The sequence below is a fragment of the Lachnotalea sp. AF33-28 genome, assembly GCF_003477885.1.
Taxonomy (GTDB): domain Bacteria; phylum Bacillota; class Clostridia; order Lachnospirales; family Lachnospiraceae; genus AF33-28.
In genome coordinates this window covers 52,985-79,038 of the sequence record NZ_QUEE01000001.1, presented here as the reverse complement: position 1 = coordinate 79,038, position 26,054 = coordinate 52,985, and the positions used below count along the sequence as shown (strand labels likewise).

At 50.2% G+C, this 26,054-nt stretch carries 23 protein-coding genes; 18 read left to right on the top strand and 5 right to left on the bottom strand.

The features are described 5' to 3' along the window. Positions 1 to 22 precede the first annotated feature (22 nt). Both DWZ56_RS00375 and DWZ56_RS00370 read right to left on the bottom strand, forming a co-directional pair. Positions 23 to 1,531, bottom strand: coding sequence for an alpha/beta hydrolase family esterase (locus DWZ56_RS00375; protein WP_118554404.1), 1,509 nt, complete (start codon positions 1,529 to 1,531; stop codon positions 23 to 25). Between the two features lie 28 nt (positions 1,532 to 1,559). Then, positions 1,560 to 2,399 (bottom strand): alpha/beta hydrolase, encoded by an 840-nt coding sequence (locus tag DWZ56_RS00370; RefSeq protein ID WP_118554403.1) that lies wholly within the window; start codon positions 2,397 to 2,399, stop codon positions 1,560 to 1,562. A 383-nt stretch (positions 2,400 to 2,782) separates the two neighbouring features. Between DWZ56_RS00370 and DWZ56_RS23705 the strand changes: the two genes are divergently transcribed. From DWZ56_RS23705 to DWZ56_RS00350, 4 genes are all read left to right on the top strand, one after another. Beyond that, complete coding sequence (locus DWZ56_RS23705) at positions 2,783 to 2,938, top strand: DUF4238 domain-containing protein (RefSeq protein WP_118554402.1); 156 nt, start codon at positions 2,783 to 2,785, stop codon at positions 2,936 to 2,938. An 88-nt stretch (positions 2,939 to 3,026) separates the two neighbouring features. Continuing rightward, positions 3,027 to 4,454, top strand: coding sequence for a plasmid pRiA4b ORF-3 family protein (locus tag DWZ56_RS00360; RefSeq protein WP_243094993.1), 1,428 nt, complete (start codon positions 3,027 to 3,029; stop codon positions 4,452 to 4,454). A gap of 120 nt (positions 4,455 to 4,574) precedes the next feature. Then, on the top strand, positions 4,575 to 5,600 hold the full coding sequence (locus tag DWZ56_RS00355) for an RQC-minor-1 family DNA-binding protein (protein WP_118554400.1): 1,026 nt from the start codon (positions 4,575 to 4,577) through the stop codon (positions 5,598 to 5,600). A gap of 300 nt (positions 5,601 to 5,900) precedes the next feature. Further along, complete coding sequence (locus DWZ56_RS00350; RefSeq protein WP_118554399.1) at positions 5,901 to 7,394, top strand: IMP dehydrogenase; 1,494 nt, start codon at positions 5,901 to 5,903, stop codon at positions 7,392 to 7,394. Positions 7,395 to 7,576: 182 nt separating this feature from the next. On the opposite strand, the gene DWZ56_RS00345 is transcribed toward DWZ56_RS00350, so the two are convergent. Next, on the bottom strand, positions 7,577 to 7,906 hold the full coding sequence (locus DWZ56_RS00345) for a winged helix-turn-helix transcriptional regulator (RefSeq protein ID WP_118554398.1): 330 nt from the start codon (positions 7,904 to 7,906) through the stop codon (positions 7,577 to 7,579). 144 nt (positions 7,907 to 8,050) lie between these two features. Here DWZ56_RS00345 and DWZ56_RS00340 point away from each other — a divergent pair, with 144 nt between their 5' ends. Together DWZ56_RS00340 and DWZ56_RS00335 are read left to right on the top strand one after the other, a co-directional pair. Beyond that, the gene (locus DWZ56_RS00340) at positions 8,051 to 8,884 is read left to right on the top strand and encodes an SIR2 family NAD-dependent protein deacylase (RefSeq protein ID WP_118554397.1); all 834 of its coding nucleotides are present in this window, start codon (positions 8,051 to 8,053) and stop codon (positions 8,882 to 8,884) included. Positions 8,885 to 8,962: 78 nt separating this feature from the next. Continuing rightward, entirely contained in the window at positions 8,963 to 9,760 is a 798-nt protein-coding gene (locus DWZ56_RS00335) for a protein-ADP-ribose hydrolase (RefSeq protein WP_118554396.1), read from the top strand. On the opposite strand, the gene DWZ56_RS00330 is transcribed toward DWZ56_RS00335, so the two are convergent. Continuing rightward, positions 9,734 to 10,639: a LysR family transcriptional regulator gene (locus DWZ56_RS00330; protein WP_118554395.1), complete on the bottom strand. Its 906-nt coding sequence runs from the start codon at positions 10,637 to 10,639 to the stop codon at positions 9,734 to 9,736. The genes DWZ56_RS00335 and DWZ56_RS00330 overlap by 27 nt on opposite strands. A 245-nt stretch (positions 10,640 to 10,884) precedes the next feature. On the opposite strand from DWZ56_RS00330, the gene DWZ56_RS23395 reads away from it, so the two are divergent. From DWZ56_RS23395 to DWZ56_RS00265, 12 genes are all read left to right on the top strand, one after another. Next, a complete protein-coding gene (locus DWZ56_RS23395; RefSeq protein WP_330424809.1) occupies positions 10,885 to 11,259 on the top strand; it encodes a hypothetical protein in 375 nt (124 codons plus the stop codon). Next, entirely contained in the window at positions 11,243 to 12,124 is an 882-nt protein-coding gene (locus DWZ56_RS00320) for a DUF3737 family protein (RefSeq protein ID WP_330424808.1), read from the top strand. Before DWZ56_RS23395 ends, DWZ56_RS00320 begins: the two co-directional genes overlap by 17 nt. Before the next feature lie 48 nt (positions 12,125 to 12,172). Continuing rightward, entirely contained in the window at positions 12,173 to 12,715 is a 543-nt protein-coding gene (locus tag DWZ56_RS00315) for a flavodoxin family protein (protein WP_118554393.1), read from the top strand. Positions 12,716 to 12,745: 30 nt separating this feature from the next. Next, on the top strand, positions 12,746 to 13,846 hold the full coding sequence (locus DWZ56_RS23000) for a flavodoxin (RefSeq protein ID WP_243094990.1): 1,101 nt from the start codon (positions 12,746 to 12,748) through the stop codon (positions 13,844 to 13,846). Positions 13,847 to 13,962: 116 nt separating this feature from the next. Further along, positions 13,963 to 15,129 carry an iron-containing alcohol dehydrogenase gene (locus DWZ56_RS00300; protein ID WP_118554392.1) on the top strand — a complete coding sequence of 389 codons (1,167 nt, stop codon included), beginning with the start codon at positions 13,963 to 13,965 and terminating at the stop codon, positions 15,127 to 15,129. Between the two features lie 279 nt (positions 15,130 to 15,408). Continuing rightward, complete coding sequence (locus tag DWZ56_RS00295) at positions 15,409 to 16,389, top strand: alpha/beta hydrolase (RefSeq protein ID WP_118554391.1); 981 nt, start codon at positions 15,409 to 15,411, stop codon at positions 16,387 to 16,389. A 115-nt stretch (positions 16,390 to 16,504) separates the two neighbouring features. Next, the gene (locus DWZ56_RS00290; protein WP_118554390.1) at positions 16,505 to 16,924 is read left to right on the top strand and encodes a DUF3842 family protein; all 420 of its coding nucleotides are present in this window, start codon (positions 16,505 to 16,507) and stop codon (positions 16,922 to 16,924) included. Continuing rightward, positions 16,921 to 17,193, top strand: a complete 273-nt coding sequence (locus DWZ56_RS00285; RefSeq protein WP_118554389.1) for a DUF1905 domain-containing protein — start codon at positions 16,921 to 16,923, stop codon at positions 17,191 to 17,193. Before DWZ56_RS00290 ends, DWZ56_RS00285 begins: the two co-directional genes overlap by 4 nt. A gap of 156 nt (positions 17,194 to 17,349) precedes the next feature. Next, positions 17,350 to 20,046, top strand: a complete 2,697-nt coding sequence (locus tag DWZ56_RS00280; RefSeq protein WP_118554388.1) for a sensor domain-containing phosphodiesterase — start codon at positions 17,350 to 17,352, stop codon at positions 20,044 to 20,046. 18 nt (positions 20,047 to 20,064) lie between these two features. Further along, positions 20,065 to 20,568, top strand: a complete 504-nt coding sequence (locus DWZ56_RS00275; protein WP_118554387.1) for a GreA/GreB family elongation factor — start codon at positions 20,065 to 20,067, stop codon at positions 20,566 to 20,568. A gap of 49 nt (positions 20,569 to 20,617) precedes the next feature. After that, positions 20,618 to 21,433, top strand: coding sequence for a DNA-3-methyladenine glycosylase family protein (locus DWZ56_RS00270; protein ID WP_118554386.1), 816 nt, complete (start codon positions 20,618 to 20,620; stop codon positions 21,431 to 21,433). Positions 21,434 to 21,475: 42 nt separating this feature from the next. Continuing rightward, on the top strand, positions 21,476 to 23,605 hold the full coding sequence (locus DWZ56_RS00265) for a putative bifunctional diguanylate cyclase/phosphodiesterase (protein WP_118554385.1): 2,130 nt from the start codon (positions 21,476 to 21,478) through the stop codon (positions 23,603 to 23,605). Here DWZ56_RS00265 and DWZ56_RS00260 read toward each other — a convergent pair whose 3' ends face one another. Beyond that, positions 23,606 to 26,011, bottom strand: a complete 2,406-nt coding sequence (locus DWZ56_RS00260) for a cation-translocating P-type ATPase (protein WP_118554384.1) — start codon at positions 26,009 to 26,011, stop codon at positions 23,606 to 23,608. Positions 26,012 to 26,054 lie beyond the last annotated feature (43 nt).

Sequence of the window (26,054 nt, the reverse complement as noted above, 5' to 3'; positions counted from 1 at the left end):
GACCGCAAAGACAGCTATCCGTTTACAGGGATAATGCATCCTGAATGAAGTTTTCCGGCATTTCCCTGTGATTGAGAAGGTCCTTGAGCAAGTCGGCCATAAAATAGGACAGCTGCGCAAAATGGTCGGTGACATACACAACATCGCTGCATTTTGATATGGTCTTATTCAGGATGTATTGGGCATACCATTCCACACTCACCAAAAGCTCGTGTTCCCTTAGGATAGTCTCACAGGACATAGAGCGCAAGGAATCGTCAATCATGCAGCCGATCACACCTTGGGCAAATTGCAGAACGCTTCCGTTTGGCAATTCTACAATGGCGGACCGGCCATCCTTTGATGGGAAGTATTGTGCGCCGGACATCTGTGCAAGAAAGCGAAGGGGAACCATCAGGTATTCTCCACGGACGATGCTGTCCCCATTCAGCCCATGATACTTGAGCATCTGCTTCATCACCGGTGCAGCCGGAAGCGCATAGACTTCATTGTGCCACCAAACCTGCGCAACACCCGGGGTGAAGGCGGCGGCAAAACCATCGCCGGATCTCTGCTCCCGCGTATCCGTATGAATCATTTGGTGCTCTTTCCGGCTGGATCCGGAAAACATGTAGTCCCAGCAAATGCAGGCTTCGTCCAGCGTCTGCCCGTGATCTCGGTTTTTTACATCCAAAAAGGTAAGATTTGCTTTTTTACCATGATAAAAGGCAAAATTATCTTCTCCGACGATTTTGATCTGCGGGATGGGCGCAGCCTGATTGACCTTCATCCAATAGTACCGCGCTTCCTTCGCTGCCCGCGCTTCCTGCGGCAGGTTTTTGGGGTATATGGAATTGTTTTCCGGGCAGGTGAGCCAAATGTCAAGAGCGCCTGCGCGGTTTACCAAATGCCCATTTCCGTCTGTATAGGCCAGCATACGGTGTGCGCCTGCAGAGATACAGGCACCGGTAATGCGATCACCGTAGTATTGCGCGAATTGCTGCGTCACACCGGAACCGTTTGACATTCCCTGCATGAAAATTCGGGATTCATCCACATTATACTTTGCCTTCATATGATCAATGAGCCGAAGGATAAAGTTTTGGTCATAATTTTCTTCTGCGGTATCGGTATCGGGAGGGATGGCAATCCCGGCGCATTTGGCAGGCGCCTTTCTTCCTGTCATCTTCACCATTGACCAAAACCGGTTGCTGTGCCCGTCCGGATAAACAACGATGAGACCTTCACGTTCCGCAATCATCGACCAGCTCGTGTATACACACTGCCCCCACCCGGTCATGAGTCCGCCGTGCATGCTGAATACTATAGGGGTTTTCTTTGCTGGATCATAGGTGGAGGGCACGTATTCGTACCAGGTGCCTTCGAACCCATCCTGGAGAGTTTCATGGAACTTCCTAAGTCTTTCGGGAAGGGGCTGCGAGTTATTCCCATTTTCATTGACGACCATATCGCTCCCCAGTATGCCCTCGGGAAGATAATCCCGATTCGAATCATTCGGAGTGCCTGGGAGCAGCTTTACGCGTATTTTCATTTTATCTCCTGCCTTTCCACTTTTCCTGCTAAAAAATGCTGTCTCCGGTTGGCTTCAGGCCAAAGAAATCCAATGCTTCCTGGATGGCCTTATCCCAGAAACGCCATTCGTGATGATAACCCGGAAGGAAGAAATAGTGAATGTCAAGTCCTAAATCTTCCTCGGCGTGCTTTTTAAACTTCAGCATGTTGTCAAGAAGCATGCCTTCGTCCAAACCGCAGGCAAACATCAGCCGGGGAAGTTCACCCGTACTGGCCTTCTCATTGATGATTCTCCAGGTGTTTTCTTCGGAATTCAGGTAATTTTCCAGACCTCCGGCATTCGTAATGGAGTTTTTCAGCCGGAATGCGTTGGTATTCAGGGTCATGTTAGGATGATCCGGACCCATTTCGCTCCAGTCGGTAGGTGTAGCAGAGAGAGCTGCCATTGCACCGAACTTTTCGGGATAATTTACGGCGAATTTAATCGTTGCGCGGCCGCCCATGGACAGACCTGCTATGAAATTGTCTTCTCTCTTTTCCGACGCGGGAAACCAGCCATAGACGAGGGGCATGAGCTCCTCAGTGATATAGTCATAGCAATGGTAGCCGTTCATATAATTGGACCAGTTGGAGTAATTGCTGTTCAATGCGGAAGGCATGACGACGATTACATTTCTGTCGGTGGCATAGAGCTCAATATTGGTTCGGCGCTGCCAGTCTGTTGCATCGCCATAGGAACCATGCAGCAGCCACAGTACGGGATATTTCACATTGTTCCGATAGAATTCCTTCGGTTCCAGCCTCCGGGGCAGATCGGGCAGAATGACATCCACCAGCGTATTTCCCTGCAGGTATCTGCTTTCAAAGAAAAATTGCATTAAAGCCATAATGAACCTCCCTGTTTTTTGATGGCTTCCTGTGATATAAGAGTTCACAGGAGCTTTCGTTTCTATAAAAGCATGATACCATAGGCAGAGATTGGGATACTATCAGATATGCGATGTAATATTGTTGATTTTTTGACCGGATTTTATGTTAAGTGTAACGGTTCAGGGTGGTGAAATAAAGTGAGCAAATGTATCTGTTTGGGTAATAAAAAGAAGGTTTGGGATACTTCCCAACAAGCCAAAACGCTTAGTGTCGAGAGCTTTATTGTTGGCAGTATTTACTATCGACAACAACATTTCTGTGTACCGAGATGCTACAGCATCCCCAAGTCTAAAAATCTATGATATAATCTAAAAGAATGGTATGAAGGGGGAGGATACATATGAGTGGAGCTGTGAAAAATCAACATTATGTACCACAAATGTATTTGAAATGTTTTTCGGAAAATAATAAGCGCATAAATGTTTGGAAGATAGAGAATGATTGTAACGCTACGAGCATTGATTATGACCCAAGAGCAGAAATAGTTTTGAGATAAAATCGAAACAGGATATTGTGAGTAGGGAAGTGATTTACTGTGAACGACAGAATGAAGCTTAAAAGACAAACACAGGCAAGGAGTGCGGATGATGAAAAAGAAAACAGCAACAGACAAAAAACCGTATGTATACTATCAGTTAAAAATCACATGGGCGTTAGACAGCGATATTTACCGGATTATGGAGATCAGTGGCAACCGGACATTTGCGGAGTTAAGCGCCTCGATTCTGAAAGCCTTTGAATTTGACAACGACCATTTATATATGTTTAGTTTGAACAGAAAGCCCTATGATCCCAACGGAATCTATCATCCAATGGGGGAACGGGGAGAATGCGCCGACAAGGTCCGCCTGCGGGATGTCAATCCTGTAGTGAGAAATAAATATCTTTACTTATTTGATTTCGGGGATGAGTGGAAGTTTTATATTACTGTGATGAAAGTCAGGGAGGCGGATCAGGAAATACCGGTGAAGGTGATAGAGAGCCAGGGAGAGCTGTGCCAATATCCGGGAGAGGATGCACTGTGGTATGATGGGGAAAGCGATTATGACGAAGATGATGAAGATGAAGACGATTTAGACGAAGACGATTCTGATTCAACGGCAGAGATCATATGTACACCGGAAATTGAAGAAGAAAGAGTGATCGAAGAGAAGCTCATGGCAGTACCGGCTTTGCTTCAGAACACATGGCTTCGCCTGGTCAAAAAGGATTTTGTGATGGCCGTAGATGAGGAAATAGATTTGCTGTACCGATTAGAGGAAGCAGGTCTGACTGAAATAGATGAGAGTGAAGAGCATTTTTTCCTTAAAGTGAAACAGGGGAAAGCGGGTGATACAGAGTATAAAGCTTTGGAACACCTTCAAAAACGGTGTGATCTTGAATTTACGCTGTTGTCTCTTGTGAATATTTATGGTGTGGTTGAGCGGAATATGCTTTATGAGCTGCTTTGTGAGAATGCAGATACTTTGGCAGGTTCAAAGGAACTGGTTGAGGATGCAGTTGAAAAGCTTAGCCGGTGGGAGTTCTGGAATTGTATGGAAGATGCTGACGGAACGACATATATCAGCGTTTATTCTGATTCGGTCCTCGTAGAAGTTCTGCACGGAAGAGAAAAATATCCCGTAAAGAGGTACTGTAAATTAAGTAAGGGTATACAGGATACGCTGCGGTCCGGTGACTGGCGGACAGCCTATCCTGTTTATGTAAATACGTTCAGTTATCTGCTTCAGGAGAAGGGCTGGATACCGGATGAAGCGTTTGATTTTTTGGAGCAATTAGTAATGCTTATTGCCACGGGGACTCCGGAGCAGGAATATCTCTATTGGATTCAGGAGGAGATGGAGAATTATAAGATACATATGACAAAGGCTATGGGGAATATATTTCTTAAGTTCCGCAATGAATTTCCTTCCGCCGTGTTGAAGGGATATACCTGGGGAGAATATGGGAAATACAGGAAGGACGAATACCAACAGCTGTCTTTGTTCGATGAGGAATCGCCTTTTCAATAACGCCCCTAAATATGCTGAGTAAAAATAGCAGCTTGGATAAAAACTGCTAAGCGGAAGTATACTGAAGAGTACACCAGTCAGCCGCCTTCGGCCGGTGACTGGAAAAGGAGGGAAATTGAAATGCCACGTTCACACAGTACATACCCCACACAATCACAAGCCGCTCTTTCAGAGCCGGAAATCCGAATGATACTACGAGCCGCGGATGAACTGATTTCTGTAGGCGGGCGGAATCTTCTTGCAAAAATTCTCAAAGGCTCAAAGGATAAGAAGGTGCTGGAGCATAAGCTGGACCAATGCCCGGCGTATGGCTTTTACCAAAAGATCACGATTCAGGAGATCATAAGCCGGATCGACTGGATGATCCGGGAAGATTATCTTAGGATCGAGTATAACTGGAAGCTTCCGGTGCTGGTGTTTTCCGAACGGGGATGGTCGATTGAGGCGGAAACCTATGCAGAGGAATTGTACGAAAAATGCTGCGAGGACATGGAGAAAGGACAGTATGAGGTACTTCCCAGTCTGCGAAACGCGAACCGGCAGGTGGCATTCGAGGTCCTCGAGAAAATCCGCAGCAGCAGGGATGTACGTTTGATTCCTCTATTAGAAAACTGGAAAATGGGTGAGGTTCAAAAGGTGCAGGCCCGTATTTCAGCTGTGATCACATCCCTTAAAGTTCCGGGAGATGAGAGCATTTTGAAGCTGTCCAGGGCAAAAAGGGAAAACTGGCGGGAAATTATGAATCTGATTCACAGCGCTGCGCAGAATGTTTACGGAAAATATTACAGTGGCGATGTCGTGAGATTTATGGATATGTATTACAGCAGGCAGCGGATCCAGGGACTGATTGATAACGAATCAGTATGGATCGTGAAGCGCTGCGATAAGATCATCGGTACTGCGCAAACGGAGCAAAACCGAATTGTTGAACTTTACGAAATGCCCGATGAATTAGAAACGTACGGTGTTCGGACACTTCAGGCATTGGAAGCCATGTTAAAAAAGGATTATGATACGATTGAACTGGAAGTTTCCCTTCCGATGCATCAGCCTTATGAGGATATGGGGTATCACATTATACGAAAATATCAGATGGGGATCGGAAAAAACTGCGCAATGAAGTATACGGTTTTTCAAAAGGTATAGCATAAAACTATATAAACCGATAAAATCTAGATATTACCCTATCCCAACGAACTGTGTTGCTGAAATGTCATAACAGATACCTCCGGTGCATTTTGTGCCTGGGGGTATTTCAGCATATTACGCAGCGGATGAGAAGCCGTACGGGATGAAAGCCTGGCTGCCCCTGGGCGAAATAAAGCGGTGAAATAAAGGCTGAAATAAAGTGGGCAAATGTATCGTCTTAATTTGGAAAATATGATATAATCCAGATACCTATTGCAGATGATTTACAAAAAAAACATTAAGAAAAGGAGAGATGACATGGCACACTATTACGAAGAACCGTCCAGAACATTCAGCGAATACCTTTTAATTCCGGGTTATTCCTCCGCCAAATGCATACCGGCGAATGTGGATTTAAAGACCCCTCTTGTCAGGTATAAAAAAGGTGAGGAGCCCGCGTTATCCATACATATTCCGATGGTTTCCGCCATCATGCAGTCGGTTTCCGATGACCGGCTGGCGATCGCGCTTGCGCAGGAAGGAGGGCTGTCCTTCATTTACGGCTCTCAGACTGTGGAAGAGCAGGCGAAGATGGTTCGGCGTGTGAAGAATTACAAGGCCGGTTTTGTGGTGAGCGATTCCAATGTGTCACCGGAGATGACGTTGAAGGACGTGCTGGAGCTCACGGAACGGACAGGCCATTCCACAATCCCTGTGACAGCGGACGGCGGTCCCAATGGAAAGCTTCTGGGAATAGTTACGAACAAGGATTACCGGGTGAGCCGTATGAGTCCGGATACTCAGGTAAAAGAATTTATGACCAGATTTGAGAATCTCGTGTATGCGGATGAGGAGACCACGCTGAAAGAGGCCAACGATATCATCTGGGAGCATAAGATCAACTGCCTGCCGCTGGTAAATAAAAACCAGGAGCTGGTGTATCTGGTATTCCGCAAGGATTATGATACGCATAAGAAGAATGAAAATGAGTCCATCGACAGCTCTAAACGCTATATGGTAGGGGCCGGTATCAATACCAGGGATTATGAGCAGAGAGTTCCGGCGCTTATAGAGGCCGGCGCGGATGCGCTCTGTATAGACAGCTCAGAAGGTTTTTCCGAGTGGCAGAAGCTGACAATCGATTATATCCGGAAGAATTATGGGGACAGTGTGAAGGTGGGAGCCGGCAACGTGGTGGATGCGGACGGATTCCGCTTTCTTGCGGACGCAGGAGCCGACTTTGTCAAGGTCGGGATCGGAGGCGGAGCGATCTGCATCACCCGTGAGCAGAAAGGCATCGGCAGGGGCCAGGCCACCGCGCTGATCGAGGTGGCAAAGGCCAGAGATGCCTATTATGAGGAAACCGGGATCTATGTTCCCGTCTGCTCCGACGGCGGCATCGTGCATGACTACCATATAACGCTGGCCCTGGCCATGGGAGCGGATTTCGTAATGCTGGGCAGATATTTTGCCAGATTTGACGAGAGCCCTACCAAGAGAGTCAATATTAACGGGAGCTATATGAAAGAATACTGGGGAGAAGGAAGCGCCCGGGCAAGAAACTGGCAGCGCTACGATATGGGAGGGGAGAAGAAGCTTTCCTTTGAAGAAGGCGTTGATTCCCTGGTGCCCTATGCCGGAAGCTTAAAGGACAACGTGAATCTGACCTTAAGTAAAGTGCGCTCCACAATGTGCAACTGCGGAGCTCTGACCATTCCGGAGCTGCAGGAAAAAGCGAAGATAACATTGGTTTCCGCGACCAGCATTGTGGAAGGCGGAGCGCATGATGTTACGCTTCGGGACAAGAGATAGATCGGCCGAAGACGGTTTTATAACGTTTTAAAGAGCTTTCTCTGTCACCGGTATAAATGTTAATCAAGTATAAGCGGGTCATGGTTTCCTTCCGGTAACTATGGCCCGCTTTTGATACCAAACCACTTTAAAGTGCATTCTTTTCAAAGATCCCATACTGGTTTAAGATAAGAATAGAAACGTTAAGGATTCAGGCCGTTTTTGTAATCGGTCCCCCACTGGAACATGGACTCGAGGATCGGCTTCAGGCTGTATCCTGTTTCAGTCAGGGTATATTCCACTCTGGGAGGAACTTCCGGGTAGATTTTGCGGGTGAGCAGACCGTCCTGTTCCATGGCGCGCAGATGGCCGGTCAGAACTTTCTGTGTGATGCCGTTTACGGAACGCATCAGCTCGCTAAAGCGCTTGGTCCCTGTCAGCAGATCACGGATGATCAGGACCTTCCATTTGTCCCCGATGAGCTGCAGAGTCATTTCCACAGGACAGTCCGGTATCTTTTTTGTCGGATTCATGAAAGCACCTCCTGAATGATTTAAACTGAATGAATTTACCTCTATTATACATGCATAGGTACAAAATAGTAAGTATCTAAAAATATTAAGAGATAAGCCCGGCTAAGGCGGCTGAAAAATACAGAGAAAGCAAAAGGTGAGTATATGAACGGTATAGAAAGCATGATAGAGCAGCTGGCACAGGCGCAGGCCGTGGTCATCGGCGCGGGCTCCGGGCTGTCCGCGGCAGCGGGTTTCACATATACAGGGGAACGGTTTACACGCCATTTCAGCGAGTTTATAGAGCGGTATCATATGACGGATATGTATTCCGCCGGATTTTATCCGTTCCAAACACAGGAGGAAAAATGGGCGTACTGGAGCCGCCATATCTATTATAACCGCTATGATCAGGATGCGGGGAAAGCCTATCTGGATCTGCTTAATCTGGTGCGGGATAAGAACTATTTCGTCATCACCACCAATGTGGACCATCAGTTCTGGCTGGCAGGCTTTCAGCCGGAGAGAATCTTTGCTACCCAGGGGGATTATGGAAAGTTCCAGTGTGCCAGAGCATGCCATGAGAAACTGTATGATAACGAGGCGCAGGTCAGGGCCATGCTTGCTCTCCAGAGAAACTGCCGGATTCCGGAGGAACTGGTGCCAAGATGTCCGGTCTGCGGCGGCAATATGGAAGTGAATCTGCGCTGTGACCAGTATTTTGTGGAGGATGAAGCGTGGCATGAGGCTGAAGCCCGCTATGAGGTTTTCCTGGCGGAAAATCAGGAAAAACGCGTGCTGTTTCTGGAGCTGGGAGTGGGCATGAATACCCCGGTCATCATCAAATATCCGTTCTGGCAGATGACTCGGAAGCTGGACCGCGCGTTCTATATCTGCGTGAACCGCGGGCAGGCCTGGGCGCCTGAAGAGATCTCAGAGAGATCCCTGTGTATGGACGGGGATATTGCAGAAATACTAAATGAGGTGAGAGCACAATGACAGAGGAGAGGACCACACAGGAAGAAACACGCCGCTGTCTTATACGAACACTGCCGGCGGAGGGAAAGGAGTAGAATTATGACACATGATGAGCAGAGAATATGGATGATTCAGTATCTGCTGTCGGAAAAAGATGAATACTCGGCTGTGCAGATACCTGACGGTGTGCAGGGCCAAAAAGATCTGCTGCGCAGCCTGATGAATGTTCGGCCGCCTGCGCCTGTCAGCCCGGAGTTCCTTGAAATTCAGGATGATTATCTGACTGCAGAAAATAAATCAGCGGGCATTACAGATGTGAATCACTTATCACCGCTGAAAATGGATGACAGGATGATTCTCTGGCAGGGAGATATGACGAGCCTGAGGATAGATTCCATAGTGAATCCGGCCAATTCCGCACTTTTGGGTTGTTTCTGCCCCCTTCACAACTGTGCGGATAATATTGTGCATTCAAAGAGCGGGATAGAATTGCGCTTAAAGTGCAGCGAAATCATGAGAGCACAGGGGCATGACGAACCCACCGGGCGGGCAAAAATTACGCCGGCTTACAATCTGCCCTGCCGATATATTCTGCATACGGTAGGCCCGATTATTCGCGGCAGGGTTACGAGGCAAGATCGGGAACTGCTGGCCTCCTGCTATCGTTCCTGTTTGAAACTGGCGGCTGACAATGGGTTAAAAAGTATCGCTTTTTGCTGTATCTCAACTGGCGAATTCCACTTCCCAAATGAAGAGGCAGCTGAAATCGCCGTGATAACAGTCAAAGAATTTCTACAGACAGATAATCGGATACAACGGGTTGTTTTTAATGTTTATAAAGATATTGATCTGGAGATTTACCGCAGATTGTTAGGGGAAGATCAAGTTTTGCTCTAAAGACTGCCGCAGCTGCTGCAGATATTTATCTGCTGCTTTAGAAAATACCTGATACTTTTTCCAAATAACATGCATTTTCATATCCACTTTGGGGGACAGCGGCCGAAAACACAACTTGCTTTCGCCGCTGGTGTTGATAATTTTGTCCAGACAAACGGCGTACCCCAGCCCCTCCTCAACCATCAGGGAAGCGTTAAACAGAAGGCTATAAGTGGCGACTTTCCTGATCTGCCCCCGTTCTTTTCCCAGCCAGGGCAAAAGAATGCCTTCTAAACATTCCTGGCGGGACAGAATGAGCGGCTTATCCCACAGATCTTCCGGCTTAATCACTTCTTTATCCGCTAACGGCGAGTCCTGGCGCATCAAAACTCCCCAGGTATCCTGACTGGGAATATCCAGATAATCATATTTCGAGGTATCCGCTTCCCCCAGTATAAGTCCAAAATCGCAAAGCCCCCGATCCAAAGATTCCAGTATGTCTTTGCGGTCCCCGCTCTGGATGTGAAAATAAACTAGAGGATATTTCTGCTGCAGAGCATGCTGGGCCTTTATCAGAAAGCGTATCCCATCTGTTTCCCCGGCTCCGATAAAAACATTTCCCGCAATCGTTTCATCAGACTGGGTTACCTCTTCCTCCGTTTTTTTTACCAGCTGGAGGATTTCTTCCGCCCGCTTGCGAAGGATCATACCCTCTTCGGTCAAGGTCACCTTGCGGGAACCTTTCGTCCCTCTGATTAAAAGCTGTTTGCCCAGTTCGTCCTCCATAGCCTTCAGCTGTGTGGAAAGCGTTGGCTGTGTAAGATGCAGGGACTCCGCCGCCGCTGAAATGCTCTGCTCCCTTGCCACCGCCAAAAAATATTGTAAAACGCGCAGCTCCATTAAAACACCTCCTAGTATTCGTACCCCGAATACCAAATAACTACACTTTATTACTGGCCTAATTATATCAGAAACATTTATAGGATACAACTATACAAAGCAATAATAAATAAGTATTTGCTATATAAGAGAACCGGAGATATACTAAAACCGAAAAAAGACAAAAACACTTTCTGCCGGCAGGCCGGAGCAATAAGGATGTACGAATCAGTCCAACAAAATAAAGAAAAAGTGAGCGGAGAAATATGGACGAAAATATGCCTGAAAATCTTTCTGCCCAGGCGATTATCCAGAATCTGAAGGACGCCGGATGTGACTTAGAGACGATAGAACGCTTTCTTTCCTTTGAAAAAAGCGGAAGTATGCAGCAACAGAGGAATCTCTTGTCTGTGCACAGGGATCATCTTCTCGAAAAAGTGCACAGGGAGGAAAAGAAAATCGACTGTTTGGATTATCTGGTTTATCAACTGAGCAAGAAGTGGAAGCACACTGAAGTGTGCGCAGGTCATCAACCTGCGGTTGGTGACAGGAAAAAGTGGAAGCACACTGAAGTGTGCGCAGGTCATCAATCTGCGGTTAGTGACAGGAAAAGTAGGAGGAAAAATGATGGAGTTCATTGAAAAAAAGACATTTGATATGGAGCGTGCCCTGTACGGCAGGAAGGGCTTAATGATAAAAAACTGCTCCTTTGACGGCCCCGCCGATGGGGAGAGCGCCTTCAAAGAGTGCGAGGACATCGCTGCAGACCACTGCTTCTTTAATCTGCGGTATCCCTTCTGGCACGGCCATGGGCTTCAAATCCGCGATTCGGAGCTGACTAAGCTCTGCCGGGCCGCCCTGTGGTATTCGGACCGGATTGAAATCAACGACACCAAGCTGCACGGAATCAAGGCGCTGCGGGAATGCAGCAATGTGAAAATGCGTGGATGCGACATTATCTCTCCGGAATTTGGCTGGTCGGTGCGGGGCATTGAAATGGAAGACTGTACAGCCCAGAGTGAATATTTTATGATGCGCTCTGATAATCTGCACTTTAAAAACGTGCGGATGGAGGGGAAATACTCCTTCCAGTACATCGAGGACTCGGTGTTTGAAGACTGTGTGTTCGACACTAAGGACGCCTTCTGGCACGCCAAAAACATCGTGGTCAGAAACAGCACCGTGAAGGGCGAATACCTGGCCTGGTACTGCGAAAATGTCACTTTTGAGCACTGCAGGATCATCGGCACACAGCCGCTGTGCTACTGCAAAAACTTAAAGCTCATCGACTGCGAGATGGAAGGGGCGGATTTCGCTTTTGAAAAAAGCGGGGTGCAGGCAACTGTTACCACCCCGGTCATCAGCATCAAGAATCCCTATGCGGGCCGCATCACCGTTCCCAGCGTGGGCGAAATCATCCTGGATGATGAGAACGCAAAAGCTGAGATCGTGATGAATGGGCAGCAGGGGGAAAAAGAAGCGGTTTGTGACTGCGCCTGTGCATAAAGGTTTCGATTTGACCACTTAACTAAACATAGAAAAGGAGATATTGTTATGAGCAAACTTATTTTGGTTCTATCGACCAGCCTACGGAAAAACAGCAATTCGGAGGCTCTCGCGGACGCTTTTGCAAAAGGCGCCATGGAGGCCGGGCATACGGTGCAGAAGGTCAGCCTGCGAAAGAAAACCATTGGCTTTTGTACAGGGTGTTTTGCCTGCCAAAAAAACGGCAGCTGTATCATCCGGGATGATGCGGTGGAAATCGTCCGGCAGATGCACGATGCGGATGTGATTGTCTTTGCCACGCCCATCTACTACTACGAAATGTCCGGGCAGATGAAAACGCTGCTTGACCGTGCCAACTCCCTGTTCGGTTCGGACTATGCTTTTCGGGATATTTACATGCTGTCTGCCGCTGCGGAGGATGAAGAAGGTGTGGACGGCCGCGCGGTCAGCGGTTTGGAAGGCTGGATTGCCTGCTTTGAGCGCGCCCGGTTAGCCGGTACGGTGTTTGCAGGCGGCGTGAACGATCCCGGCGAAATCGCTGGGCACCCTGCGCTCCGAAAAGCCTGTGAGATGGGAAAAGCAATTCAGTAATCCGTTTAAAAGTCACAAGGAGGTGCGGCTGTGAAAAAATTTGCAGCACTCATTTTATCAGCTATTTGTATACTGGCCACTTCTGGCTGCAAAACCCCATCCGCTCCGGCAGAGACGGGAAACGCAAATTTTCCCTCTTCTAAGGAAACGGTTTCGGCGTCTTCCGGCTCGGAAACGATGGACAGTAAAGAGAGTGGCAAAATGTTGGTGGCTTATTTTTCTGCCACCGGCACTACCCGGACGCTTGCCGAGGGTGTGGCGGATGTTTTAGATGCCGACCTCTATGAGATCGTGCCGGAAACCCCATATACTTTAGAAGATTTAGACTACAGCGATCCCTCCAGCCGTTCCCAGGCGGAGCAGAATGACCCCAGCGCCCGGCCTGCAATTTCCGGTGAGGTGGGGAAAATGGAGGACTGCGGCATCCTGTTTTTGGGCTACCCCATCTGGAACGGCCAGGCCCCTCGTATCATCAGCACTTTTTTGGAGAGCTATGATTTTAGTGGGAAAATCATTGTTCCCTTCTGTACCTCCGGCAGCAGCGGGATCGGTTCCAGCAGCACAAATATCCAGGGCCTGGCGGCCGATGCCGACTGGCTGCCCGGCCGGCGTTTTGCGGACGGAAGTTCCCAGGCAGAAATAGAGGAATGGATCAAAAGCCTTAACCTGCCGGTGGAAAACAGGCAGCCGGACTCGCTGCCTGACAAGGAGTCTTCCAGAGTCCAGCCTTCTGCGCCCACGTCCCCACAGTCAGAATCAACAGAAAAGGAGGCGGCTCAGATGAAATGGACTGTCCAGGTGGATGGGCAGACTTTCACTGCGACTCCGGAAAACAACGATGCCGCAGAGGCTTTGACCGAAATGATGCGCGAGGCTCCGGTGGTTATCCAGATGAGCGATTATTCCAGTTTTGAGAAAGTGGGCCCTTTGGGACTAAGCCTTCCCACCAGCAACAGTCAGACCACCACTCAGGCGGGGGATATTGTGCTATATCAAGGGAACCAGGTCGTCATCTTTTATGGTTCCAATTCCTGGAGTTATACTCGCCTTGGCAGGATTGAAGATTTGAACGGATGGGAGGAAGCCCTTGGAAACGGCGATGTAACTGTCACCTTCTCGATGGGGGAATAATTACATGTATCAATCATTTCAAGCTGGAGGATATGGACGTTTTACTCTGCTTACGATCAGTAAAATAAATCCCGGATTAAACCGGAAAACATTGAATAAATATAGGAGTGATGAAAATGCTTGGAAATTTTAGTTATTGCAACCCCACCCGCCTGCATTTTGGCGAGGACGCCATGGCCCATCTCAAACAGGAATTGGAGCAATACGGGCCCAGCGTGCTGCTGTGCTATGGCGGCGGTTCTATTAAGAAAAACGGTATTTATGATCAGGTTCTGGCTGTGCTGCGGGAGTGCGGCAAGTCTGTCACCGAGGATCCCGGCGTCATGCCTAACCCCACGGTGGAAAAGCTGTACCAGGGTGTGCAGCGGGCACGGTCCTGCAAGGCGGATTTGATCCTCGCCGTGGGCGGCGGTTCGGTGTGCGATTACGCCAAGGCGGTTTCGGTGTCTGTCCACTGCGAAGAGGACCCGTGGGTGAAATATTATCTGCACTTTGAAGAACCTACTTGCGAGATTGTACCGGTGGGCTGCGTGCTAACGATGGTGGGCACCGGAAGCGAGATGAACGGCGGCGCGGTGATTACCAACCACGGGCAGAAGCGTAAAATCGGTCATGTTTTCGGCACAGAGGTCTTCCCGAAGTTTTCCATCCTCAACCCACGTTTCACCTTCACGCTGCCCAGATATCAGATGGTGTCCGGAATTTATGACATCTTCAACCACATCTGCGAGCAGTACTTCTCCGGTGAGGACGACAACACCTCAGATTACATTGCCGAGGGGCTGATGCGTTCGGTGCTCCATGCCAGCCGCATCGCGGTTAAAGACCCTGCCGATTACGAGGCCCGCAGCAACCTCATGTGGACGGCGACCTGGGCGCTGAACACTCTGATCGCCCAGGGCAAGAGCACCGACTGGATGGTTCACATGCTGGGCCAGGCGGTGGGCGCGTATACCGACGCCACACATGGCATGACGCTGGCCGCCGTATCACTGCCCTACTACCGGCATATTCTGCCCTATGGCCTTGCGAAATTCCGTCGTTTTGCAGTGAATGTATGGAATGTGGATGCCGCCGGCAAAACGGATGAAGCGATCGCCCGCGAGGGCCTTACCGCCATGGAGTGCTGGATGAAGGAACTGGGCCTTGTCACGAATATCCGCGAGCTGGGAGCAGACGAAGATATGGTGGAGGGTCTGGCCGATGCCACCCTTCTGATGGACGGCGGTTACAAGGCGCTTAATCGTGTGGAAATCGTGGATATTTTTAAAGAAAGCCTATAGCCCGGTGTCTCAAACTGATGAGACAGCCTTTGTTCAAATCTGCCCCCGAGCCAACCGATGGGCCTGCCGCACGGTACTGTTCCCACAGATGCCTGGTGGCCCTGGCGCGTCTGTAAGGCAGGAGCACGCAGTTGGCGAGGTAGCTCAACCGTGCGGCAGAGGTCCTGGGGGAGATTCTCCCCCGGCTAAGATAAGGCGATCGAAACATTTGATCCTGTTTGAACGGAAAAGTTGTACCGCCGCATATGATAGAGCATAAAGATCATAAAAGGAGACTATATGAAACGAGCGGTACAGTTGGAAAAGGCGGCGGAGGCTGTCAGCAATGAGAGCATGAAGTGCCCGAGAATTTATCAGCTTCCCCCGGCTAAGGGGAGGGAAATCCTGGAAGAGACCCAGAACGCGCCGGCTTTTCTTTATCCGGCGCGGATAGAATGCACTTCGGTGATGACCGGCAGATGGGGTGCGGTTTCTGTATATACGGTGATACCGGAGCAGGTATGCAGCCCGGCGAATGTGATTTTTTACATCCACGGAGCCGGATGGGTATTCGGAAGCTTTCATACCCATGAAAAACTGGTCAGGGAGCTGGCCGCAAGGACAGGGTGCATCGTGATATTCCCTGAGTATTCCCGCGCTCCGGAGGCCAGATATCCCATTGCCATCGAGCAGTGCTACTCCGTCTTGTGCATGGTGCAGGAACTTGCAGCCCGGGCAGGCTTCTCGATGAATCCGGATACGCTGACGGTGGCCGGGGACAGCGCCGGGGGCCAGCTGGCGATCGCTATGACGCTGATGGCAAAATATAAAAGGGGGCCTCATATTCAAAAGCAGCTTCTGTACTATCCAGTGACCAATGCATGTTTTGATACCGCCTCTTACTGCGCCTTTGCCGAAGACTATTATCTCTACAGGGACGGGATGATCTGGTTCTGGGATCAGTACACCGCAAGCTGCCGGGACAGAGATCAGATATTTGCATCCCCGCTGCGTGCGGATACGAGCCAGCTGGAGGGTCTCCCCGACGCGATGATCCTAAGCGGTCAGGCGGATGTGCTGCGTGACGAAGGAGAGGCCTATGCGGTGAAACTTAGGGAGGCCGGAGTGCCCGTGATCTCCGTGCAGTTTCAGGCGATCATACATGATTTTGTCATGCTGAATTCCCTGGATCAGACGCAGGCCTGCAGAGCGGCTATGGATCTGTCCACACAATGGATCTGCAAAGCCAATGAAGCAGATGGCCTTAGAAAATGCGAATAGTAGTTGAGCGATCTGCCCCCCTGGCGGCAGCGTCCATTCTATGCTAAAATAAAGGGAGGCGGCCAGGCACATGACATGCCGCCAAATATCTGTATCAGAATGAGGAGAAGCGCGCATGAGCGAACATAAGACAGTATTGGTAATCGACGGTCAGGGCGGACGGATCGGGAAGCTTCTGATTGAAAAAATAAAGGCTTCGCTGCCGGATGAGGAGATCATCGCGGTGGGGACCAACAGCATTGCCACTTCCAACATGATCAAAGGCGGCGCTGAGAATGCGGCAACCGGCGAGAATCCGGTTGTTGCGGCATGCCGGTATGCGGATATTATTGTCGGGCCGGTGGGCATCGTGGTGGCTGACAGCCTGCTGGGAGAGGTCACTCCGGTTATGGCTGCAGCGGTGGGGCAGAGCCGGGCAGTAAAGATCCTCATCCCCATGAACCGCTGTGAGATCCTTGTGGCTGGGATGAGCGGCACGCTTACGGCGGGTGAATTGACGGACCGGGCGGTAGATCTGATAAAGGAGCATATATGAGCAGCAGCGAAGTTTATGAGTTCGATGCCGTGATCAAAAAGGTCCCGGATATCGACGGGGCATATGTGGAGATCCCCTTTGATGTAAAGAAGGAGTTTGGGAAAGGCCGGGTAAAGGTACATGCCGTATTCGATACGGCGGAATACGATGGGAGCATCGTGCGCATGGGAACTCCGTGCCATATCCTCGGACTGCGCAAGGATATACGGGCGGCGATCGGCAAACAGCCGGGCGATACAGTGCATGTAACAATTACAGAGAGACAGTAGCGTATGACAGGGCGGAGCGTATCCCAATGAGGGGCATGCTCTGCCCTGCGCCATTTGGGCGGCTTATATGCCCTGCGCCATTTGGGCGGATTAGGTTGTACTTTCGCGCTAAATTTGTTATGATGGTCGTATTACATAAGTGGGCGGAGAAAGCATATGCAGAGAAAAATAATTCCAGCGGTGCTGGGATTGGCGCTTATAATATCGGTGGGTATATCCCTGGCCTGTATCCATACGCTGCAGGGCAATGCCAGAGTAATTAATTATGCGGGAGTGGTGCGGGGCGGCACGCAGCGCCTGATCAAGCAGGAACTCGCCCATGAGCCCGACGATGTGTTGATCGGGTATCTGGACAGCCTTTTGGAAGAACTTTCCACCGGCAGTGGGGAGAACGGCCTGATCAGACTTAATAGCAATGAATTTCAGCGGATAATATCCGTCATGCAGGATGGCTGGGAAGAGCTTAAGGCGGAGATCGGCCGGGTCCGTCAGGGGGCTGACGGCAATGAACTGTTCCGTTTAAGCGAGGATTATTTCGAATTGGCCAATACCGCGGTGGAGGAGGCTGAAAAGTATACGGAAAAGCGCGTGTATCAGACTAGGCAGATCATGGCTTATGTTGCAGTCGCATTTGGCGCGGCCTGTATCCTCCTGTCTTGGATCGGCTGGCGACAGAACAAAAGACGGGAGGTGCTTAGACAGCAGGAGGTTGAGAATCGGGAGAGAAGCAGCTATTTAAGCAAAATATCCAGAGAGCTGCGGGCTCCGATGGATGAGATCTCCGAATTGATGTATGTCTCCGATATGGATACCTATGAGCTTCTCTTTCTTAATGAAGCCGGACGCAAAAATTTCGGCATTGAGGATTTTACCGGCAGGAAATGCTATGCCCTTCTGCAGGGACGAAAGACGCCCTGCCCGTTCTGCACCAATGAGCATTTAAGTCCGGGGGAAAATTACACATGGGAATATACCAATCCGCTGACAAAGCGGCATTATCTGCTTAAGGACCGCATAATCGAGTGGGAAGGCCGGCCGGCCCGAATGGAGATCGCATTTGATACCACGGAGTCAGAGATGGAGAAGCAGCAGCTTAAGTTCACGCTGGATGCGGAAAAAATGGTGATGGGAAGTGTGCAGATTCTCTATCAGGGGCAGGATCTTGTAGCCGGCGTATCCGAAGTCCTAAAACGGCTCGGCAGCTTTTTATCTGCGGAGCGTGCATATCTCTTTTTTATCCGCGACGGACGGATGTACAATGATTTTGAATGGTGTGCTATGGGGGTAATACCGCAGCGTGAGCAGCTTCAGGGAATGCCGGAGAGCCTGATCGACCGTTGGAGATCCGTATTTTCAAAGAACGAATGTGTGATAGTGGAAGATGTTGAGAAGCTTAAAGACACATCACCGGAGGAATACCGGGTGCTCACTATGCAGAACATCCGCAGTCTGGTAGCCGCACCTATGGAGCAGGGCGGCGAGCTGAAAGGTTATCTGGGAGTGGACAATCCGCCGCCGCAGCGTCTCCAGAACATCGCTTCCCTGCTTCAGACCCTCTGCTACTTTCTGATGTTAAGCTACCGCCGGGCGGATAATGAGCAGCAGCTTTCCAGATTGAGTTTTTACGATACACTGACGACATTTTATAACCGCAACCGATATATTCAGGATCTTAAGGCGCTGTCTCATGAACGCGCTCCCTTGGGGATCGTATTTCTGGATGTGAACGGTCTGAAAGAGATCAACGACCGCTGCGGCCATGCATTTGGGGATAAAGTGCTTCAGGAAAGCGCGCAGAAGATGCGGGAAGTCTTTGGGGATGCGGAGTATTACCGGATTGGCGGAGATGAATTTGTGATCATAAGCTATAAGATCAGCAGCGATCTTTTTGCGGACAGAGTCAAGCAGCTCAAGCGATGTTTCCATGCGGACCAGAACTGCAAGGCTGCGATCGGGTCCTGCTGGTCAGAAACCGTTGAAGATATCGGCCAAATCGTGGGAGATGCCGATTCCAGGATGTATGAGGATAAGAAGGATTATTACCGCAGGCATCCTTCCACAGTCCGCTACCGCCATGAGAGCGATGAAGTGCTGCCTCTGACAGATCCTAAGGTATTGCAGGACAAGATCAGCAAGGAACAGTTTGTCGTGTATTTCCAGCCCAAGGTATCCTCCGATGCGGGCAACACAGTGGGAGCGGAAGCGCTGATCCGCTATCAGCCAAGAGAAGGCGCTCTGGTTCTGCCGGGGAATTTTCTGCCGCTGCTTGAAGAGGCGGGCTCTGTGATGCAGATCGACTTTTTCGTATTTGAGTTCGTGTGTTCCAAGCTGAAAAAGTGGGTGAATGAGGGGAAAAAGGCGTTTCCGGTTTCCGTTAATTTCTCACGCGCATCTCTGACCGGGCCGGGCTTTGTAAAGAGACTGGTAGATATCAGTGAAAAGTACACAATCTCACCGAATTATCTGGAGATCGAAATCACGGAAAGCATGCGCGATGCTAAGGACTTCGAGTTAAAGGAACTCATTGAGGAGCTTAGGCGGGCGGGATTTGCCGTTGCGATCGATGATTTCGGGACGGAGTATGCGAATCTCTCTCTGTTGACCGCTGTGGATTTTGACGTGCTCAAGCTGGATAAAACCATGGTGGACGATGTGGCGGACAATCCGAAGACGCGCAGAATCGTTAAGACCATCGCACAGCTCTGCAGGGAGATGGGAATAAAGCTCATTGCGGAGGGAATTGAGAAGGAAGAACAGCTGACGGCGTTAAAAGGCTGCGGCGTGGAGCTGGTACAGGGCTATTTGTTCAGCCGGCCGATACCGATAGAGGAATATGAAAAGAAATATCTGTAAACAGGAGGCTTGAATCCGATGTATGACCGTTTGACGGAAAGTGATATTAAAAAAATGGAGGAAGAGATCGAATACCGCAGGCTGGTGGTGCGCAAACAGGCACTGGAGGCGGTAAAGGAAGCCCGGGCACAGGGTGATTTGAGCGAGAACTTCGAATATCATGCGGCGAAGAAGGACAAGAACAAAAACGAGAGCCGCATACGCTATCTTGAAAAAATGATCAGGACCGCCAGAATCGTGTCCGATGAATCGGGAGAAAACGAGGTCGGCCTGAACAATGTGGTGGAAGTATATTTTGAGGACGACGATGAAACTGAAACCTATAAGCTGGTGACTACCATAAGGGGAAATTCGCTGGCCGGCATGATCAGCATCGATTCTCCTCTTGGAAGGGCGATCGTCCATCACAGGGTGAACGACCGGGTATACGTGAAGATTGACGAAAAACGGGGCTATTATGTGGTGATCAGATCGATCGATAAAAGCGTGGGGGATGAGGAAGACCGGATACGCAAGTTTTAATCGGAGAAAAGCGGAGAAGCGGAAGAGATGAGGAAGAGATGAGGAAGAGATGAGACGAACGCTAAGCCAATTTGATATAGGACAGATCGCAGATTCCGGGCAATGCTTCCGGCTGGTCAGGACAGCGCCGGACACCTTTGTGCTGACGGCCGGATCCGACTGGCTGGAGATACGCCAGTCAGGTTCAGAAGTCATATTTTCCTGTGATGAGGAAGAATTTGAGGGCCGGTGGCGTAAGTATTTCGATCTGGATACCGATTACGGCGCCATACAGGCCTGTATCAAAGAAGAGGATTCCTACATGCGCCGTGCCGCATCCTTTGGCAGCGGAATACGCATCCTGCGGCAGGATTCCTGGGAGATGCTGATCACATTTATTCTGTCGCAGAGAAACAACATTCCCAGGATCCGGAAATGTGTGGAATCCCTGTGCAGGACCTTTGGCACGCGGTGTACAAATCTTAGGGGAGATATCTACTATGCCTTTCCTACGCCGGCACAGCTGCATTGTCTCAACGAGGCAGGATTTAACGCCTGCGGCCTGGGTTACCGCAAGCGCTATATTCAGGAGGCCGCAGCTGCGGTGGACAGAGGGAGTTTCTGTCTGGAAGCGCTTGAGGGCATGGACTATGAGACGGCAAAGTCAGAGCTTATGAAGCTCTGCGGAGTCGGCGTAAAGGTGGCCGACTGCATATGTCTCTTCGCCCTCCATCATATAGAGGCCTTCCCTGTCGATACTCATATTGAACGGGTGTTGAAAGAACAGTATCCGCAGGGCTTTCCCTTCGAACGCTATGCGGGGTTTGCAGGTATCCTTCAGCAGTATGCATTTTACTATGATCTTAATAAGCCCATAGCCGGATAGGAAATGCTGCAGACAGTTTGATTTACAGATGAGGAAATAAAAGTGGAAAGAGATCAGAACAGCAGCATCCAGCAAAAATATGATATCGCGCTTCGAGGGATCTATGACGAGCTCTATGAGCTGAATGTGACAGAAAACACATATAGAATCGTCTATCATGTGGAAGGTAAGTATGTCACACCGCCAGATGAGGGAAAGCTTAACGAAGGAATCGCCCAGGTATCCCAGGAGATGATCTGTCCGGAAGACAGGGACCGTTTTCTGGAGTTTTTTAATTTGGATCATATCCGCAGCGCCTTTGCCATGGGGCAGGAAAGCCTTTTAACAGAGGTGCGCAAACTGTGGGAGGACGGAAAGTATCACTGGGCTTCCCTGACTCTGGTCCCGCTTGAGTCGGCTTGGGAGGTCTATCTGTGTTTTATCATGGATGTGGATGCCAAAAAAAGCAGCGAGGAGCTGCGCCGCCAGAATCAGGAGCTGCGCCTCCGCCAGATGGATGAAGAGCGCTACCGGATCATTGTGGAACAGACCGGAGCCATCGTGCTGGATTTTAATTTTGAAAATGCGAAGTTTTATGTATCCCCCCGCATGGCCATGTTTGCCTGCAGTACGCTTGATCCCCTTTCGCTGCTTAATAGTGAGGAGGAGGCTGTGCATCCGCAGGATAAGCCGGCCGTGAAAGGGATGCGGGACAGATTTGCAGAGGCGATTAAGCAAAAACGCAGAGCGGATACGGTCAGCACACAATCGGTGGTCCGGCTTAAAAAGACAGACGGCAGCTATCTTTACTGCAGGATCGTGACCGCGCTGAAGCTTGGTCCGTCCGGCGAGAGGCAGCGCATTATCTGTACGATCAGTGATATTGACGAATCCGTCCGCAATGAACAGGTGTTAAAATATCGGGCCGAGTATGACCAGCTGACAGGCATCTACAATAAGATCGCTTTCGAAGAGCATGGGCGGGAGCTTCTGGAGAGATATCCGGATGTGAAATATGCGATTTTCTGGCTGGATGTCAACCGGTTTAAGGTGATCAACGATCTCTATGGCTATGAGGAAGGGGACAGGCTGCTCTGCTTCATTGCCGGCACACTGACTGAGATGACAAAGGGGCGCGGAATCTGCGGCCATGCAAACGGTGATATTTTCAGCATGATGGTGAGCTTTGCCAACGAGGAGGAGCTCAAGGACATGGCGGTGGAACTCACGGAAAAACTGGGAATGTTTTCTTCCAGTTACCGTGCGGTGCCGTCCATCGGCATCTGCATCGCGGATGAGCGGGAGAGACCGGTGCATATGCTCTGCGATTATGCGGGTCTGGCTATGAAAACCGTCAAGGGCAATATTGTGAGAACCTTTGCCTTTTACGATGAGGGGATGCGGGCGGCGCAGATCGAGGAGAAGACAATTGAAAATGAGATGGAAGCGGCCCTTTTGCACGGTGAGTTCATCCCCTATTTGCAGCCCAAATACGAGATCCGCACGGGCAAAATTATCGGTGCGGAGGCGCTGGTGAGATGGCAGCATCCTGTGCGCGGCCTCTTATCCCCGTCAAAATTCGTCCCGATGTTTGAACGCGACGGATTTATCGTTAAAGTGGATGATTACATGTGGGAGCAGGCATTTCGGCTCATCCGGCGCTGGCTGGACATGGGGATGGAGCCGGTTCCGATTTCGGTCAATGTATCAAGGATGCATGCCTACGATCCGAACATCTACGACCGGTTCCTTGAGCTCTCCAAAACCTATGGGGTGGAGGGCCGGTATATTGAGCTGGAACTGACGGAAAGCGCTTTTGTGGACAATACGGACTGTCTGTTTGACAATATGCAGAGGATAAGGCAGAAGGGTTTTAAATGCTCGATGGACGATTTCGGAACCGGCTATTCCTCGCTGAACATGCTGCAGAATATGCCCGTGGATTATATCAAGCTGGATGGGGGATTTTTGAATGAGAAGGTTATGACGGAAAAAGGAAGGACCGTAGTCCGCGCCATGATCCATATGATTCATGAGATCGGCATGAAGGTAGTGGCCGAAGGGGTTGAAACCGACTGGCAGGTAAAGCTGCTTCAGGATACTTCCTGCACCGGCGCCCAAGGCTATTATTATGCGAAGCCTATGGCGCCGGAGGATTTTGAGGAGCTTTACAGGAAGCAGCTTGGTGAGTGATCAGGACAGTGTGCTGATCTTCTTGCGGGACAGCTTTCTTGTCCGCCATTTTTCTTCCAGGCGGATCACCTTGCGCTTGCCCCATTCTAAAAAGCTGTAGATGCCGTTTATCACGTGGGGCGTGATCAGCAGGATGCTGATGGTTACGATCATTTCCTGATACCCCAGGTCTTTTAAGTTAAGCAGGTCAGGCACCAGAAACAAGCTGGCCAGATAGAGGAAAAACATAGAATAATAAACAGCCTTGCGCAGCAGTGAATGCAGCGGATAAACTTTTTTGATCATATGAAGGCTGGTGATGCCGGTGGCCAGGACGCACATAGTGGAGCGGACTGGCTCCGGCGTTTTTAATATGGAGCAGAAAAAAGTGATCACGCTGATTTCCGCCACGATGGTCAGTGCACCGGTCAGCGCGTTCTGCAGCACGTTTTTTAAAAAATTCCCCGTAATCCTGTTGAAGTTAGGCTCCAGTGAGAGGATAAAGGTTGGTATGCCCACAGCCCACATGCTGATGATGGACAGCTGGATCGGTATAAACGGATAGGAACTGCTGATCACCAGCGTCAATACGGTCAGGATCAGGGAGAAGATGGTCTTGACCAGAAACAGCGAAGCCGCGCTCTGGATATTGTTGATGACCCGGCGGCCTTCTCTGACAATATAGGGCATGGAGCTGAAATTGGAATCCAGCAGCACCAGGTTGGAACAGTTTTTGGCCGCGTCGCTGCCCGCCGCCATGGCGATGCTGCAGTCCGCTTCTTTTAAGGCCAGCACGTCATTGACACCGTCACCGGTCATGGCCACTGTGTGCCCGTTGTCTTTTAAGGCGGTCACAATGGATTTTTTCTGTTCCGGAGTGACGCGGCCGAAGACCTGATACTTGTCCACCGCCGTCCGCAGCTGTTCGGGCGTTTTAAGCGTTGTGGCGTCCACATAGGATTCGGCGCCCTCAAGGCCCGCCTTGCGGGCGATATTTGCTACGGTAGCCGGGTTGTCACCGGAGATCACCATCAGCCGTACGTCATTGTCGGCGAAATAGCGCAGCGTTTCTTTGGCTTCCGGGCGTATGATATCGCTTAAGAGGATGATCGCACAGGGGGAAAGCCCGGCCGGCAGCACATTTTCCGTGATCTCCTGATCGCTGTGGGCCAGAACCAGCACGCGTATGCCGTTTGATGTATGGCGGTCAATCTGTGCCATCAGATCTTCATCCCGGTGGTCAGGAAACATGAATTCATAGGCACCAAAGAGATAGGTGCCTTTCCCTTCAAAGGAGACCCCGCTGTATTTTCTGGCGGAGGAGAAAGGGATCACATGGCCGGCCTTATAAGTACGGCAGTCCTGGAAATGGTCCTTCATGGCCAAAAAGGTGGCATTGTCATCGTTCAGGCTGCAGAGCAGATTGCCGATGATCTCATCTAAAGGCAGCTCTTTGAGCAGAATCACATCCTCCACCTTCATGCGCCCTTCGGTCAGAGTGCCGGTCTTGTCCAGACAGAGCACGTCCACCCGCGCAAGCGTTTCAATGCAGAACAGCTCATGCACCAGCGTCTGCTTCTGTGCCAGATGAATGACTCCGACTGCCAGGGCGATGCTGGTTAACAGCACCAGGCCCTCCGGGATCATGCCGAGCACCGCTGCCACCATGTTGACAATGGAACTGCCGAAAGATGCGCCGCTTACAAAATACTGGCTGGCGAACAGCCCTGCGCCTAACGGCACGATCAGGATGCTGATGATCTTGAGTATGGTATTGATGGATTTTTGCAGCTCGGATTTCTGCTTTTTCATCACTTTTGCTTCGGACATCAGCCGGTTGGCGAAGCTGTCTTTGCCGACATGGACAACCTGGGTCTTTGCCTTGCCGGATACCACAAAGCTGCCGGAATAGAGCGGATCTCCCGGATGCTTGGCGATGATATCGGATTCACCGCTGATTAAGGCTTCATTCACCTCAACCATGCCCTCACGCACCACGGCGTCCGCACAGATCTGATTGCCGGCTCCCAGCAGCATGATGTCGTCCTGGACCAGATCGAAGATATCAATTTTGCTTTTTTCCCCGTCTCTGATTACCGAAACTTTGGCTGCGGTGATTAACGAGAGCTTATCCAATGTCCTTTTAGCGCGGATCTCCTGGAAGATTCCGATTGCGGTATTGCAGATCACAATCCCCATGAAAAAAAGGTTTTTAAAGGAGCCCACACAGATAATCAGCACTGCCAGTATCAGGTTGATCATATTAAAAAACGTCATCAGGTTGCTGCGGATAATCTGCTGCACGCTCTTGCTGTTCTGATCTTCTTGGATATTTACCAGGCCTGCGGATACACGTTCGGCCACCTGTGATTCACTTAAGCCCTGTGTTAAACTGACGGCTGTTTTTTTCTCTTCCGGTAGTTCCATAACTGCTTCCTCTTCATTCTCACGGTCCCGGGCGCAAAGAGAT

Excerpts from the sequence above, each read along its gene's own strand:
- DWZ56_RS00370 (WP_118554403.1), bottom strand. The coding sequence starts at position 2,399 with ATGGCTTTAATGCAATTTTTCTTTGAAAGCAGATACCTGCAGGGAAAT.
- DWZ56_RS23395 (WP_330424809.1), top strand. The coding sequence starts at position 10,885 with ATGGACGAAAATATGCCTGAAAATCTTTCTGCCCAGGCGATTATCCAG.
- DWZ56_RS00270 (WP_118554386.1), top strand. The coding sequence starts at position 20,618 with ATGAGACGAACGCTAAGCCAATTTGATATAGGACAGATCGCAGATTCC.
- DWZ56_RS00340 (WP_118554397.1), top strand. The coding sequence starts at position 8,051 with ATGAACGGTATAGAAAGCATGATAGAGCAGCTGGCACAGGCGCAGGCC.
- DWZ56_RS00315 (WP_118554393.1), top strand. The coding sequence starts at position 12,173 with ATGAGCAAACTTATTTTGGTTCTATCGACCAGCCTACGGAAAAACAGC.
- DWZ56_RS00355 (WP_118554400.1), top strand. The coding sequence starts at position 4,575 with ATGCCACGTTCACACAGTACATACCCCACACAATCACAAGCCGCTCTT.
- DWZ56_RS00260 (WP_118554384.1), bottom strand. The coding sequence starts at position 26,011 with ATGGAACTACCGGAAGAGAAAAAAACAGCCGTCAGTTTAACACAGGGC.
- DWZ56_RS00290 (WP_118554390.1), top strand. The coding sequence starts at position 16,505 with ATGAGCGAACATAAGACAGTATTGGTAATCGACGGTCAGGGCGGACGG.
- DWZ56_RS00345 (WP_118554398.1), bottom strand. The coding sequence starts at position 7,906 with ATGAATCCGACAAAAAAGATACCGGACTGTCCTGTGGAAATGACTCTG.
- DWZ56_RS00300 (WP_118554392.1), top strand. The coding sequence starts at position 13,963 with ATGCTTGGAAATTTTAGTTATTGCAACCCCACCCGCCTGCATTTTGGC.
- DWZ56_RS00335 (WP_118554396.1), top strand. The coding sequence starts at position 8,963 with ATGACACATGATGAGCAGAGAATATGGATGATTCAGTATCTGCTGTCG.
- DWZ56_RS00285 (WP_118554389.1), top strand. The coding sequence starts at position 16,921 with ATGAGCAGCAGCGAAGTTTATGAGTTCGATGCCGTGATCAAAAAGGTC.
- DWZ56_RS00330 (WP_118554395.1), bottom strand. The coding sequence starts at position 10,639 with ATGGAGCTGCGCGTTTTACAATATTTTTTGGCGGTGGCAAGGGAGCAG.
- DWZ56_RS00275 (WP_118554387.1), top strand. The coding sequence starts at position 20,065 with ATGTATGACCGTTTGACGGAAAGTGATATTAAAAAAATGGAGGAAGAG.
- DWZ56_RS00320 (WP_330424808.1), top strand. The coding sequence starts at position 11,243 with ATGATGGAGTTCATTGAAAAAAAGACATTTGATATGGAGCGTGCCCTG.
- DWZ56_RS23705 (WP_118554402.1), top strand. The coding sequence starts at position 2,783 with ATGAGTGGAGCTGTGAAAAATCAACATTATGTACCACAAATGTATTTG.
- DWZ56_RS00360 (WP_243094993.1), top strand. The coding sequence starts at position 3,027 with ATGATGAAAAAGAAAACAGCAACAGACAAAAAACCGTATGTATACTAT.
- DWZ56_RS00350 (WP_118554399.1), top strand. The coding sequence starts at position 5,901 with ATGGCACACTATTACGAAGAACCGTCCAGAACATTCAGCGAATACCTT.
- DWZ56_RS00280 (WP_118554388.1), top strand. The coding sequence starts at position 17,350 with ATGCAGAGAAAAATAATTCCAGCGGTGCTGGGATTGGCGCTTATAATA.
- DWZ56_RS00295 (WP_118554391.1), top strand. The coding sequence starts at position 15,409 with ATGAAACGAGCGGTACAGTTGGAAAAGGCGGCGGAGGCTGTCAGCAAT.
- DWZ56_RS00375 (WP_118554404.1), bottom strand. The coding sequence starts at position 1,531 with ATGAAAATACGCGTAAAGCTGCTCCCAGGCACTCCGAATGATTCGAAT.